15 protein-coding genes are annotated in these 12,937 nt (G+C 68.0%); 6 read left to right on the top strand and 9 right to left on the bottom strand.

What is annotated here, in order from left to right; genetic code table 11:
* Positions 1–50 precede the first annotated feature (50 nt).
* A complete protein-coding gene (locus EV192_RS24670; RefSeq protein WP_132119237.1) occupies positions 51–464 on the bottom strand; it encodes a hypothetical protein in 414 nt (137 codons plus the stop codon).
* An 18-nt stretch (positions 465–482) separates the two neighbouring features.
* Between EV192_RS24670 and EV192_RS24675 the strand changes: the two genes are divergently transcribed.
* From EV192_RS24675 to EV192_RS24685, 3 genes are all read left to right on the top strand, one after another.
* On the top strand, positions 483–1,232 hold the full coding sequence (locus EV192_RS24675; protein ID WP_132119239.1) for a MerR family transcriptional regulator: 750 nt from the start codon (positions 483–485) through the stop codon (positions 1,230–1,232).
* 72 nt (positions 1,233–1,304) lie between these two features.
* Positions 1,305–2,966, top strand: coding sequence for an SDR family oxidoreductase (locus tag EV192_RS24680; protein WP_132119241.1), 1,662 nt, complete (start codon positions 1,305–1,307; stop codon positions 2,964–2,966).
* Positions 2,963–3,769, top strand: coding sequence for an alpha/beta fold hydrolase (locus tag EV192_RS24685; protein WP_132119243.1), 807 nt, complete (start codon positions 2,963–2,965; stop codon positions 3,767–3,769). Before EV192_RS24680 ends, EV192_RS24685 begins: the two co-directional genes overlap by 4 nt.
* Before the next feature lie 3 nt (positions 3,770–3,772).
* On the opposite strand, the gene EV192_RS24690 is transcribed toward EV192_RS24685, so the two are convergent.
* The 4 genes from EV192_RS24690 to EV192_RS24705 all read right to left on the bottom strand — a co-directional run bounded on the left by EV192_RS24690 (position 3,773) and on the right by EV192_RS24705 (position 8,076).
* On the bottom strand, positions 3,773–4,579 hold the full coding sequence (locus EV192_RS24690) for a coiled-coil domain-containing protein (protein ID WP_132119245.1): 807 nt from the start codon (positions 4,577–4,579) through the stop codon (positions 3,773–3,775).
* Positions 4,580–4,607: 28 nt separating this feature from the next.
* Positions 4,608–6,587: an SDR family oxidoreductase gene (locus tag EV192_RS24695; RefSeq protein WP_132119247.1), complete on the bottom strand. Its 1,980-nt coding sequence runs from the start codon at positions 6,585–6,587 to the stop codon at positions 4,608–4,610.
* Positions 6,588–6,641: 54 nt separating this feature from the next.
* Positions 6,642–7,034, bottom strand: coding sequence for an SCO5389 family protein (locus EV192_RS24700; RefSeq protein ID WP_132119249.1), 393 nt, complete (start codon positions 7,032–7,034; stop codon positions 6,642–6,644).
* A 64-nt stretch (positions 7,035–7,098) separates the two neighbouring features.
* Entirely contained in the window at positions 7,099–8,076 is a 978-nt protein-coding gene (locus EV192_RS24705) for an ATP-binding protein (RefSeq protein WP_132119251.1), read from the bottom strand.
* A 231-nt stretch (positions 8,077–8,307) separates the two neighbouring features.
* Here EV192_RS24705 and EV192_RS24710 point away from each other — a divergent pair, with 231 nt between their 5' ends.
* The gene (locus EV192_RS24710; protein WP_132119253.1) at positions 8,308–8,559 is read left to right on the top strand and encodes a type II toxin-antitoxin system Phd/YefM family antitoxin; all 252 of its coding nucleotides are present in this window, start codon (positions 8,308–8,310) and stop codon (positions 8,557–8,559) included.
* The gene (locus EV192_RS24715; RefSeq protein WP_132119255.1) at positions 8,556–8,816 is read left to right on the top strand and encodes a Txe/YoeB family addiction module toxin; all 261 of its coding nucleotides are present in this window, start codon (positions 8,556–8,558) and stop codon (positions 8,814–8,816) included. Before EV192_RS24710 ends, EV192_RS24715 begins: the two co-directional genes overlap by 4 nt.
* A 70-nt stretch (positions 8,817–8,886) precedes the next feature.
* On the opposite strand, the gene EV192_RS24720 is transcribed toward EV192_RS24715, so the two are convergent.
* Complete coding sequence (locus EV192_RS24720; protein WP_132119257.1) at positions 8,887–9,702, bottom strand: Bax inhibitor-1/YccA family protein; 816 nt, start codon at positions 9,700–9,702, stop codon at positions 8,887–8,889.
* 162 nt (positions 9,703–9,864) lie between these two features.
* On the opposite strand from EV192_RS24720, the gene EV192_RS24725 reads away from it, so the two are divergent.
* Positions 9,865–10,992, top strand: coding sequence for a polysaccharide deacetylase family protein (locus EV192_RS24725; protein ID WP_132119259.1), 1,128 nt, complete (start codon positions 9,865–9,867; stop codon positions 10,990–10,992).
* On the opposite strand, the gene EV192_RS24730 is transcribed toward EV192_RS24725, so the two are convergent.
* The 3 genes from EV192_RS24730 to EV192_RS24740 all read right to left on the bottom strand — a co-directional run bounded on the left by EV192_RS24730 (position 10,993) and on the right by EV192_RS24740 (position 12,919).
* A complete protein-coding gene (locus tag EV192_RS24730; RefSeq protein WP_132119261.1) occupies positions 10,993–11,394 on the bottom strand; it encodes a type II toxin-antitoxin system VapC family toxin in 402 nt (133 codons plus the stop codon).
* Entirely contained in the window at positions 11,391–11,612 is a 222-nt protein-coding gene (locus EV192_RS24735; RefSeq protein WP_132119263.1) for a hypothetical protein, read from the bottom strand. Before EV192_RS24735 ends, EV192_RS24730 begins: the two co-directional genes overlap by 4 nt.
* 86 nt (positions 11,613–11,698) lie before the next feature.
* The gene (locus EV192_RS24740) at positions 11,699–12,919 is read right to left on the bottom strand and encodes an acetyl-CoA C-acetyltransferase (protein WP_132119265.1); all 1,221 of its coding nucleotides are present in this window, start codon (positions 12,917–12,919) and stop codon (positions 11,699–11,701) included.
* Positions 12,920–12,937: the final 18 nt, after the last annotated feature.

Here is a 12,937-nt window from a genome sequence, read left to right on the forward strand (position 1 = left end):
TTATGTTGCCTGGTCGTGGCCCCGCGTCACCCCATGGGTTGACAGATCGATCAGGCCTTGGTCTTGACCGCGCGCGGGTTCGTACGACGTGAGATGGACCCGATGAGCATCAGGAGTACTCCGGCCGCCGCGTCCCAGAAGCCCTGCTTGAACTGGGACGCCAGCGCCTCGCTGTGCAACTGCTGCCCCAGGAAGACCGAGATGACGGCCAGCGCGACGAGCGTGCCGATCGCCATCACCCACTTCCGGCCGATGATCAACCCGAACAGCAGCAGCAGGACGGCGAGCAGCGTGCCCACGAACAGCGAGCCGAACATCCCGGTTGTGTTGGTGGTCACGCCGTTCCAGAGGTCCGACAGCGGGATCTGCCTGCCTTCCCGGTCCCGGTACCAGGGCTGGAACATGCCGTACATGACCGCGGCCGAACCCGCCACGGAGGCCAGAATCGCGATCAAGGTACGCATGGGACTTAGCATGCCAGGGTGGCGGAGTACCGGATCGACGACTTGGCCCAGGTGAGTGGAGTTTCCGTCCGCAACATCCGGGTGTACCAGGATCGCGGCCTGCTGCCGGCGCCGCTGCGGTCCGGCCGGGCCGCGATCTACACCGACGCCCACCTGTCCCGGTTGCGCCTGGTCACCAACATGCTCGGCCGCGGCTACGCGTTCGCCCAGATCGCCGAGATGCTCGCGGCCTGGGAGTCCGGCCGGAGCCTGGCGGACGTGCTCGGCCTCGAAGAGGCGATGGGCGCGTCGTGGTCGGCGGACCTGCCCACCCAGGTCAGCATCCGTGAGCTGCGGCAGATGTTCGGCGCGCAGCTCACCCCGGCCACCACCAGGAAGGCGTTGGACCTGGGGCTGTTGCGCCGGCAGGGCCTGGGGTTCGTGGTGCCCAGCCCGCAGCTGCTCGCGGCCGGGCGTGAGCTGGTTCGGCTGGGGGTGCCGCTCGCGGAGGTCCTCGATCTGGCCGCCGAGTTGCAGCGCGAGGTCGACCACGTGGCCGCGTTGCTGGTCGGTCTGGTGCGTCGGTACGTGCTCGACCCGAAGGGCCCGGACTGGCTGCCGACCGGGGACGAGGTGCCGTATTTCGCCGACGTGCTGCGCCGGCTGCCGCCCGTGGTGACGTCGGCGCTGACCGCGGCGGCGGCCCGGTCCACGGCCAGGGTGATCCCCGAGATGATGGGCGACCGGCTGGAGGCCCTACTCAAAGTAACCCCATTTGACCAGGCATAACATTCCTTGGCCATTGCACGATGACAATGCCGGTTGTAACGTTCGTTGCGGTCAGCGACGACGGGAGCGGCGATGCGGGTCGAGTCTGGAGACGTTTCTCTGGCCGTGTACGAGCACGGAGATCCGGCGAACCCGACCGTCCTGCTGATCCACGGCTACCCCGACGACCACGCCATGTGGGACGGCGTCGTCGACGCCCTGATCTCGCGCTATCACGTCGTCACGTACGACGTCCGCGGCGCCGGCGACTCAAGCCACCCGCGCGCGGTGTCCCAGTACCGGTTGGAGCACCTGGCGAACGACTTCTTCGCGGTCGCGGACGCGGTCAGCCCGGCCAAGCCGGTGCACGTGGTCGCGCACGACTGGGGGTCGATCCAGGGGTGGGAGGCGGTCACCGACCCGCGGGCGCCGGCCCGGGTGGCCTCGTACACCACGATCTCCGGGCCGAGCCTCGACCACATCGGGATGTGGATCCGTCGCCGGATGGCCAAGCCGTCGCCGCGGCACGTCGGGCAGTTGCTGAACCAGCAGCTGCACTCGTGGTACATCCTGTTCTTCCACACGCCCGTCGTGTCGGAACTGGTTTGGCGGCTGGGCGCCGGGAAGGTCGTCGCCCGGATCGAGGGCCTGAAGCACGCGCCTCGCGTCAAGAACGCCGTGCACGGCATGAAGTTGTACCGTGCCAATATCTTCCAGCGTGTCCGGGCGCCCAGGGAGCGGTCGACGGACGTGCCGGTGCAGGTGATCGCCCCGACCGGCGACCGGTACGTGACTCCGGCCCTGCTTGAGGATCTGCATCTGTGGGCGTCGCGGCTGTGGCGGCGGAAGGTGATCGGCCGGCACTGGGTGGCGACCGCCAAACCGGGAGTGATCGCGCGGATGGTGGACGAGTTCGTGTCCCATGTGTCCGGTTCGCCGGCGACGCATGCGTTGGAGCGGGCCAAATCCGGGCGTTCGCTCGTGGTGATCACCGGCGCCGGGAGCGGGATCGGGCGGGCGACCGCGCAGGAGTTCGCCGCACAGGGCGATTTCGTCATCGCCACGGACATCGACCTGGCCACCGCCCGGGAAACGGCCGACCAGATCGGCGGGGTGGCCTACCAGCTGGACGTGGCGGACGAGGCGGCGGTGAACGACCTCGCGAACCGGATCGCGGCCGAGCACGGTGTGCCGGACGTGGTGGTGAACAACGCGGGGATCGCCGTGGCCGGGCCGTTCATGGATACGTCCACAAAGGACTGGCAGCGGGTGCTGGACGTGAACCTGCTCGGCGTGATCCACGGCTGCCAGGCGTTCGGCCGGCTGATGATCGACGCGGCCGAAGGCGGCCACATCGTGAACATCTCCTCCGCGGCCGCCTACACACCGACAAGGTCCCTGCCCGCGTACGCGTCCTCCAAAGCCGCTGTGCTGATGCTGTCGGAGTGTCTGCGCGCGGAGTTGGCGCCGCAGGGGATCGGGGTGAGCGCCATCTGCCCCGGGATCGTCAACACACCCATCACCCGCGCGACCACGTTCGTGTCCGGGAACCAGGAACAGTTGCGGGAACGTACGGCCCGTGCCTACCAGCGGCGGAACTTCCCGGCCTCTGGTGTGGCCCGCGAGATCGTGGCGGCGGTCCGTTCGAACCGGGCGGTCGTCCCCGTGACGATCGAGGCAAAGGCCGGCCTGTGGGGCTCCCGCCTCACACCGGGAGTAATGCGCCGCTTGGCCAGAATCGGGGTGGGACAATGAACGTGAACTACGAACGCCGTGGTTCCGGCACGCCGTTGGTGTTGCTGCACGGGATCGGACACCGTTGGCAGGCTTGGGAACCAGTGCTGGACAAGCTGGCCGAGCACCACGACGTGATCGCGGTGGACCTCCCCGGCTTCGGTGAGTCACCGTCGCTGCCTGAGCCCTACTCGGTGCAGGCGGCCATCGACGCCACAGTGGACCTGTTCGGCGAGTTCGGCCTGAACCGCCCGCACCTGGCCGGCAACTCGCTCGGCGGCATGCTCGCCCTCGAACTGGCCTCCGCCGGCCACGCCAGCTCGGTGACGGCGTTGTCGCCGGCAGGCTTCTGGGCGACGGCGAAAGGCCGCAACTGGGCCCTGCGAACCCTGTCGATGATCCGCGCGACCGGCCGGATGTCCGAACGCACCAGAGCCGCAGTGATGAACACGAAGCCGCTCCGCCTGGTCAGCGGCAGTCTCCTGTTCGGCCACCCCTCCCGGGTGCCGGTGTCGGCGATGCTCGACGACCTGACCGCGATGGCCGCCGCGCCCGGCTTCGACGCGGTGGCCCGAGCGGGCCGCGACTACTTCTTCACCAGCCCGCCGCCCACGGTTCCGGCCACCATCGCCTGGGGCACCAGGGACCGGATCCTCTGGCCGGTCCAGGCCCGCCGCGCCGCCCAACTCCTCCCGGCGGCCCGCCACGTCACCCTGCCCAAGTGCGGCCACGTGCCGATGCACGACGAACCGGACCTGATCGTCCGAACGATCCTGGAAACCTCCGCCCTCGCCTCGGCGAAACCCGCGAAGGAAACCGCCTGATCGCTAGGAACCCGGCTTTCCGGTGATGATGTCGGCCTCGGTGTCCAATGGCTCCAACAGGTTGCTGCTCTTGCTCAGCAGGTCGCCGGTTTCCCGGAGGCGGGCCGACACGCGTTGCCGGAGCGTGGTCAGCTGGTTCACCTTCTGGTCCGCTTCGGCTGTTCTGCGGTTGGCGTCGGCGGTGGCGTCCGCGACCAGCTTGGCCGCTTTCTGTTCGCTCTCCGCTCGGCGGGCCGCCACTTCCTGGTCCAGTGCGGCTTTCCGGGTGGCCATCGACGCCGAGAACTCCTGCTCGACCAGTTGGTGTTGCTTGTCCGCCGCTTCGCCGAAGCGGTGCCGGCGGGCTTCGGCGTCCGCGGTCATCTCGGTGAGTTGGGCGCGCAGGTCCGCCATGGCCGCCGCGTGCTCGGCCTGCATCTGGGCCTGCTGGCTCTCCAGGTCGGCGACCAGGACCTCATAGCGGTTACGGAGGGTCGCGGCGGCCTTCTGCGCCGAGGCGAACGTCTTCTCGGCCGCCTCCTGGGCGCGGCCGGTGATCTGGGCGGCTTCCGCGCGCGTCACGTCGAGCATGGTCCGCAGCTCGGCGTGCACCGACTCGCGGCCGCCGGTCACCGGCATGGTCGCTTCCTGGCGCATCGCGTTCAGCTCACGGGTCAGTGCCGCGATCTCCGCTCTGGCGGCGTCCCGGTCGGCTGTGAGCAGCCGGAGGTTGGACTCCAGGGTGGTGATCTGCTGTTGCACCTGGGCGCGGTCGAAGCCGTGGCGGACCACGTCGAAACCGAGCGGGTGGGGGGCGTCGGCGGAAGCCATGGCGCGACCTTACCGACCGTGTCCAGATTCACCAGTGGAACCCACGGGTGAGCCGCATCAGCGCGGCGGCCGCCGCGGACAGCTGGCGCTCACCCTTGCCCAGCTTGGCCTTTCCGCCGCCGCCCGCCGCCGTGGAGTCCGGGAACACCCGATATCCCTGGTAGGCGACCGCGTCCACCAGACCGGGCGCCAGGGCGTACGCGACCTGGATGATTAACCCGGTCGGGGTGCCGACCTGCTTGGGACGGTCGCGCAGCGCTTCGATCACCATGTCCGCCGCCTGATCGGGTGATTTTGCCGGGAACGCGTCGTAGAGCTTCGTCGGCCGGATCATCGGGGTCCGCACCAGCGGCATGTGAACGGTCGTGAACGTGACCCCCGCGCCGTGCGTCTCCGTCGCCGCGATCCTGCTGAAATAGTCCAAAGCGGCCTTGGACGCGACATAGGCCGAGAACCGTGGCGCGATGCCCTGCACGCCGATGGACGACACGTTCACGATGTGCCCGAACCGCCGTGCGGCCATGTGCGGCAGCAGCGCGAGGATCAGCCGTACGGCGCCGAAGTAGTTGATGGCCATCGCGCGCTCGTAGTCGTGGAAACGGTCGTAGGACAACCTGATCGACCGCCGGATGGACCGGCCCGCGTTGTTGACGAGCATGTCGATCCCGTCGGGATGCTCCTCCAGCATCGCGGTGACCGCTTTGTCCACCGACTCGGCGTCGGTCAGGTCGCACGGGTACACGTACGCGTGCCCACCGGACGCCTGGATCTCCGACCGCAGTTCCTCCAGCTCAGCGGCACGCCTGGCGACGAGCAACGGGATCCCGCCCGCGGCGGCCACCTTGGTCGCGGTCGCCCGTCCGATCCCGGACGACGCCCCGGTGATCACCACCCGGCGCCCGTCCAGCGAGCCGTGCCGGCCGCCCCGACGCGCCCGGAACGGGTCAAGGTGCTCCCGCCAGTACCGCCACAGCACGTCCGCGTACGACTCCAGCTCCGGCACCGCCACCCCGTCCACCGGCGACGGGGTGAACTGGGCCGGGAAGGTCAACGCGGACAGCACGACCGGCGGGATACCCAGCCGGTCCAGCACCGCGTCCCGGGCGAGCGTGAACCCCGGCACGTACTCCGACAGCTTCGCCAACGACACCAACGGCCTGCTGACCCGCGAGTCCAGTTCCCACGTGATCCCGGGCGCGCCCGCGGCCCGCGCGAAGGCGTCGTACACCGACCGCGCCGACTGCGGCTTCGGGTTGACCAGGTGGAACGTCCGCCCGTCCAGGCCCGGCGAGTTCACCAGCCGGGTCAATGCGTCGGCCACATAATCGACCGGCACGATGTTGGTGTCGCCGATGTCCGGTGCCACGACGGGCACGTGCGGCAGCGCGGCGAGCCGGGACAGCGCCGGGAAGAAGTAGTACGGTCCGTCCACTTTGTCCATCTCGCCGGTGACCGAGTGACCGACCACGATCGCCGGCCGGTACACCCGCCACGGCACGGTCTCCTGTTCGCGCACCAACCGCTCGGACTCGAACTTCGTCCGGTGGTACGCGGTGACCAGGCGCTGCCCCACGTCGAACATGTCCGGCGTGAATACGCCCTCGTGATCACCCGCGACCGCGACCGAAGACACGTGGTGCAGGCAGCCCGCCTCGATGTCCTCGGCCAGTTCGATGACGTGCCGGGTCCCGTCGACGTTCGCGGCGACGCTCTCCTCGTCATCGGCCGTGACGTCGTACAACGCCGCCAGGTGCACGATGTGGTCGACGCGCCCGCGCAACGTGCTCAGGTCACGTTCCGAGATGCCCAGGCCGGCCTCGGCGATGTCACCGACGACCATGGTGACCCGCTGCGGCGCCGGCCACGTCCGGACCAGCCTGGCCAGCTTGTCCTGCGATCCGGCCCGGACCACCAGCCAGATCCGTTCCAGGTCGGTGCGGGCCAGCAGCCGCTGGACGAAGTGCCGCCCGATCAGCCCGGTCGCGCCGGTCACCAGATAGGTCGCCATGACCGTGATTGTGCCCCCGATCCGCCGCTTGAGCGGCACACCGGGGGCGGGAAATCAGCAGTCGCGCAGCTCAGGGGACTGGTTGAGGAGCTGCTCGCGCGGTGAGATGAACGCGCGGTAGGCCGCACTGTCCACAGCGGACGGCAGGAACGCGGCCACCCGGTGGCAGTTCTGGAACGTGAGCTTCACGCCGAAGTGCCGTTCGAGGCCGCCGCGGATGGCGTCCGACGCCAGCGCGCGCAGCAACTGGCCGCGCTCGGCCTCGCTGGGCGGCGGCGTGGTGTTGTCGGCGAACTCAGCGGCGCCCTCCTTGGCTCGACCGGCTACCTCGCTGATCAGGTCCCACGCGTACGGCAAGGACACCCGGACGCAGTTGACGAACTCGGCGTCGGTGACCTCGCCCCGCTCCGCCTTCTCCAGCAGCGCGGTTGGCACGTCCAAGGACATGAATACCTCCGTACTGATGCTCGATCCTGCAAGCAGATCTTCGGTGATCTGCGGTGGGGTTCCGTTAGCCAGCCTTGACGCCGGAGCCCGCGAGGGGGACCGCCCCAAGGGTGAACTCCGGGTCGACTTGCTCGGCCAGGTCGCGTCCGGTGCGCTCGTTGGCCCACGCCCGCGCGTTGCGCAGGTGGAACTCGACGGCCTGTGCCTGGTACTTGTCCCAGTCCTTGGCGGTGGCGTCGACAAGTGCGTGCATGGTGCGCAAACTGTCCCGGTTCGCCGGCTCGAAACCGTCGATCGGTCGCACGTCACCCCGTTCGGCGGCGCGTACGTGCTGGGATCGCGTGACCCACGTCAGCAGGTCCGCACCGACCTCGTGCCGCAGGAAGGCCAGGTCCTCGTCGTCGGACACCTTGTTGCCGACCACGGCGACCTGCACGCCGAAGTCCCGCGCGTAGCCCAGGTACTGCCGGTACACGCCGATGCTGCGCACGGTCGGCTCGCAGACCAGGAACGTCACGTCGAACCGGGTGAACAGGCCGGACGCGAACGAGTCCGCGCCCGCGGTCATGTCCACCACGACGTACTCACCCGGGCCGTCGACCATGTGGTTGAGCATCAGCTCGACCGCGCCGACTTTCGAGTGGTAGCACGCGACTCCCAGGTCGTCCTCGCCGAACGGCCCGGTGACGGCCAGCCGGACGCCGTCCACCGCGCGGACACAGGCGTCGTAGATCGGGTTGTCCTCGGTGACGCGCAGCAGGCGGGAGCCCCGGCCGGCCGGGGTCGTCTTGACCATCTCGGCGGTGTCGCCGATCCGCGGGTTGGTGCCGCGCAGGTAGTCCTTGATCAGCGGCAGGTGCTCACCGAGAGTGGGCAGCGTGACGGTCTCCGGCTCGGACGCGCCCAACGCGCCGGCCAGGTGCTGGTTGATGTCGGCGTCCAGGGCGAGCACCGGGCGTTGGGCCTCGGCGAGATGGCGGAGGAACAGCGAGGCCAGCGTCGTCTTCCCGCTGCCTCCCTTACCGACGAAGGCGATCTTCACTCCGACATTGATATCGGTTTTCATTATCCAAGCGCAAGCCAAGTCCCCGAAAAGTGTCATAACCCCAGCTCAAGAGGCCTGAACCGGCAACCGGCCGAGGTGTCGCGGCACCGTCCGCCCGAGCCGTGCCGGTCGGTGCCGACCACTCCATCACCAAGGTGGGCCTCGGGACCTTGCCGGCAGAGCGACCGTAGACGTACAGTATCTTGTACGTCGAAGGGAGGGTGCTGGATGAAGACCATGAGCTACTCCGAGTCTCGCGCGAAGTACGCCGAGACGCTCGACTCTGTGATCAACGATCGAGAAGAAGTCGTGATCACACGCGCCGGACACGAGTCGGTCGTGATCGTGTCCCTGGACGACTACCAGTCGCTGAAGGAGACCGCGTACCTGCTTCGTAGTCCGGAGAACGCGCGGCGTCTGGTCACTGCGATCGAGCGACTGGAGTCCGGTGGCGGAACGCAGCACGAACTCGAGGAATGAAGCTCATCTGGGACGAGTTGGCGTGGGATGACTACGTCTGGTGGCAGTCCGAGGATCGCAAGATCCTCAAGCGCGTCAACGCACTGATCAAGGACATCAGTCGCAACGGCAATGAAGGCATCGGCAAGCCTGAGGCGTTGAAACACGGCTTTCAGGGCTACTGGTCACGGCGCATCACCGACGAGCACCGGTTGGTCTACAAGGTGGCCGGCGATGAGATCCGAATCGCCGCCTGTCGTTACCACTACGCCAGGTAACCGCCGGCAGGCACACAGAAGCCGGGCCCTGACTCGCGGTCGGGACCCGGCTTCGCTTTCGGATAGGGCTTTATCGCTCGTTCAGTGCCCAGAGGAGACGCAGGATCTCCAGGTAGAGCCAGACGAGGGTGGTCATCAGGCCGAAGGCCGCGTACCAGGCCCACTTGGCCGCCATGCCCTGCCGGATCATCTGGTCGGCTTGGTCGAAGTCGAGCAGCAGCATGAACGCGGCGATGCCGATGACCACCAGGCTGAAGATGATCGCCAGCGGGCCGGCGCCGCGGATGCCCATGTTCACGCCGAACAGGCTGAGCACCAGGTTGAGCATCATCAGCAGGATGGCACCGCCGGCCGCGCCGATGATCCACTTGGTGAGCTTGGGGGTGACCTTGACCGCACCGGTCCGGTAGACGACCAGCATGATGCCGAACACCAGTCCGGTGCCGAGCAGCGCCTGCAGGCCGATGCCCTGGGTGGCCTTGAACGACTCGAGCACGCCGGTCAGCGCGCCGAGGAACACACCTTCGGCGGCTGAGTAGGTCAGGATCAGCGCCGGGTTCGGGGTCTGCCGGAAGATCACGATGAGGGACGTGACCAACCCGACAAGGAGCCCGATGATCAGCGGTGGGTAGGGGGAGATGCTGCCGTTCAGCACCATGATCGCCGTGATGATGCCGGTGAGCAGGGCGACGCCCAGCGTCATGGCGGTCTTCATCACCACGTCGTCGACGGTGATCGGCCGGTCGGCCTCGGACGGCGGGGCCTGATACGTGTTGCCGCCACCGTACTGCGGGGGCATGCCCGCCTGCGGGTTGCCGAAACCCGCGTAACCAGCGCCTCCGCGACCGGACAGATTGCGGAACGCGGGGTTGCTCGAAGAACGCACCTGATCCTCCTGGGGCCTGTTGTGGCCTTCACCGGGTACAACGGCCGACCGAGCCCGTAAGTTCCCGTCGGGTAAAGCCGACTTTACTCTTTGGGAATCGCGTGTCGATCCCTGGCCAGCCTAACGAGACGGTCACCTGGTTGAGCGTCTACCTTTTGGGCAATGGGGACACGGCGAGCGAGGAACTTGCGGCCGATCGGGCTGAGCCTGGCACTGGTCGTCACCTTCGTGGTGCTGCTCACCCTCGGCACCCAGCGCCCTGACCAGCAGGAACCCGCCGCGGCCGCGGGGGCGTCGGGCCCGACCGCGGACACCGCCGCGCACCCGCCTGACTGGATGCGCCGGCTCAACCCGGGGGAGAAGCCGCCGCAGTTCGTGCTGTTCTCGTTCGACGGCGCCGGCTCGCACGAGCACTGGCAGAAAATGCTCCGCATCAGCCACGACATCGGCGGCGCCCGGTTCAGCGCCTTCCTGTCCGGCATCTACCTGCTGACCGACGACCAGAAGTCGCAGTACATCGGCCCGGGGCACCCGGCCGGCAAGGCCTCGATCTCGTTCGGGGGGTCGGCCGAAGAGGTGAAAACCCGGATCGACGACCTGAACACCGCGAAGGACCGCGGCATCGAGATCGGCACCCACTACAACGGGCATTTCTGTGCGGGTGCCGAGCCCAGCGTCGGCCACTGGAACGCCCAGCAGTGGCGGCTGGAACTCGACCAGTTCGTCAAGTTCATGGCGCAGGCCCCCGGCCTGAAAGTCGACCCGGCCAGCGTCAAAGGCGGCCGCACACCGTGCCTGGAAGGCCAGTTCAACGCCCTGTTCGACGCCCTGACCAGCCGGAACATGACCTACGACTCCAGCAAGGTGGCCGACGGCGTCGCCTGGCCGACCAAGGACAACGGGATCTGGGAGTTCTGGATGCCCCAGGTCCGCGTCCCGGCCGTCGGCAACAAGAAGGTCGTGATGATGGACTACAACCTCTGGTACGCCTTCAACCGCGTGAAGGACGACAAATCCCGCCGCGACGAGTTCGCCCGCAACACCCTGGACGTCTACCGGGCCGCCTACAACGCCGCCTTCCAAGGCAACCGCGCCCCACTGGTGATCGCCAACCACTTCAACGACTGGGCGGGCGGCGGCTTCACCGACGCCACCGAGGCCTACTTCGCCGAAGTCTGCACCAAGCCGCAAACGGTCTGCGCCACCTATACCGAAGTGATCCAGTGGATGGACCTGCAAACCCCGGCCACCCTGGAAGCCCTGCGCAAACTCCCCAACGCCCAAACCTGATCAGCCGATCAGATCGAACACACACCTGGCGCCGGACGACGCGGCCAGCTTGGCGTCGCAGGTGATGAGCGGACTGTCGAGTCGCTCGGCGAGAGCCACATAGGCGGCGTCGTACGGAGTGATGTTGTCGCGTAGCTCCCACACGCGGTGCAGGAGGGGAGCTATTGGCGTTCGGCGGATGGGCAAGATGGCAAGGTTCTCCAGCGCTCCGGGAACCGACTTCCGGAGTTTCGTGTTCCCCATCGCCATGCCGCGTAGCGCTGAGACGACCTCCACATCCAGGTGGGCGGGCGCGAACAGGGTGTAGCCCGCGGACAGTCGGGCCGCGGTCTGCGGTTGGCGGCTGTCTTCAGACGCGTAGAACGTCGCGAGAACCGAGGCGTCCAGGACGGCACGGCTCACGACGCGTCCCGAACCTTGCGTACTGCCGCGACCGCGTCCTCCATGGAGATACCCGTGCCCCGCGGTGGCTGGTAGGACGCGACATAGTCGGACATGTGGAGGACTTCGGCAGCCTCGGCGAGTCGGTCCACCACAAAGGCGTTCAACGACTGCCGGTTGGCCTCAGCGGCCTCGGCCAGTGCGGTATAGACATCGTCGGGTATGTCACGCAGGTTCATCCGCCTCATGGTGCCATTATGGCGCCAAACACGCAAAACGAGGAGGCGCTGGAAATCCAGCGCCCCAGACGTGGAATTCCGGAAAATCAGCTCAGGCGTTCGAGGATCATGGCCATGCCCTGGCCGCCGCCGACGCACATGGTTTCCAGGCCGAACTGCTTGTCGTGGTGGTGCAGTGAGTTGATCAGGGTGGTGGCGATGCGGGCGCCGGTCATGCCGAAGGGGTGGCCGACCGCGATCGCGCCGCCGTTGACGTTCAGCCGGTCGATGTCGATGCCCAGGTCGCGGTAGGAGGGGATGACCTGGGCGGCGAACGCCTCGTTGATCTCCACCAGGTCGATGTCGCCGATCGCCATGCCCGCCCGAGCAAGTGCTTGCTTCGAAGCCTCGACCGGGCCGAGGCCCATGATCTCCGGCGAAAGCCCGGACACGCCGGTCGCGACGATCCGCGCCAACGGGGTGATGCCCAGTTCGGCGGCCTTGGTGGAGCTCATGACCACCAGGGCCGCGGCGCCGTCGTTCAACGGGCAGCAGTTGCCGGCGGTCACCCGCCCGTCCGGGCGGAACACCGGCTTCAGCTCCGACGTCTTCTCGTAGGTCACGCCGGGGCGGGGGCCGTCGTCGGTCGAGACCACGCGGCCGTCGGGCAGGGTGACCGGGGTGATCTCCTTGGCCCAGAAGCCGTCGGCGATCGCCTTCTCGGCGAGGTTCTGCGACCGGACGCCGAAGTGGTCCATGTCCTCCCGGGACACGTCCTTGAGCAGCGCCAGGTTCTCGGCGGTCTGGCCCATCGCGATGTAGGCGTCCGGGATCAGGTTGTCCTCGCGCGGGTCGTGCCATTCGTCGGCGCCGTGCTCGGCAGTGGCGACCGTGCGCGCCTCCGCGTCCTTGAAGAGAGGATTGTGGGTGTCCGGCCACGAGTCCGAACTGCCTTTGGCGAAGCGGGACACGGTCTCCACGCCCGCGCTGATGAAGACGTCGCCTTCGCCGGCTTTGATGGCGTGGAAGGCCATCCGGGTGGACTGCAGGCTGGAGGCACAGTAACGGGTGACCGTGCAGCCGGGCAGATGGTCGTAGCCGAGTTCGACGGCGAGTACGCGTCCCATGTTGAAGCCCTGCTCGCCGCCGGGCAGGCCGCAGCCGAGGATCAGGTCTTCGATCGACTTCGGATCCAGCTGGGGAACGCGGTCGAGGGCCGCCCGGACGATCTGCCCGGCCAGGTCGTCCGGCCGGATGTCGACGAGGGAACCCTTGCCCGCCCGGCCAATCGGGGACCTGGCGGCTGAGACGATGACGGCCTCGGGCATCACTACGCTCCTTCAGAT

The organism is Actinocrispum wychmicini, from assembly GCF_004345645.1.
Classification (GTDB): domain Bacteria; phylum Actinomycetota; class Actinomycetes; order Mycobacteriales; family Pseudonocardiaceae; genus Kibdelosporangium; species Kibdelosporangium wychmicini.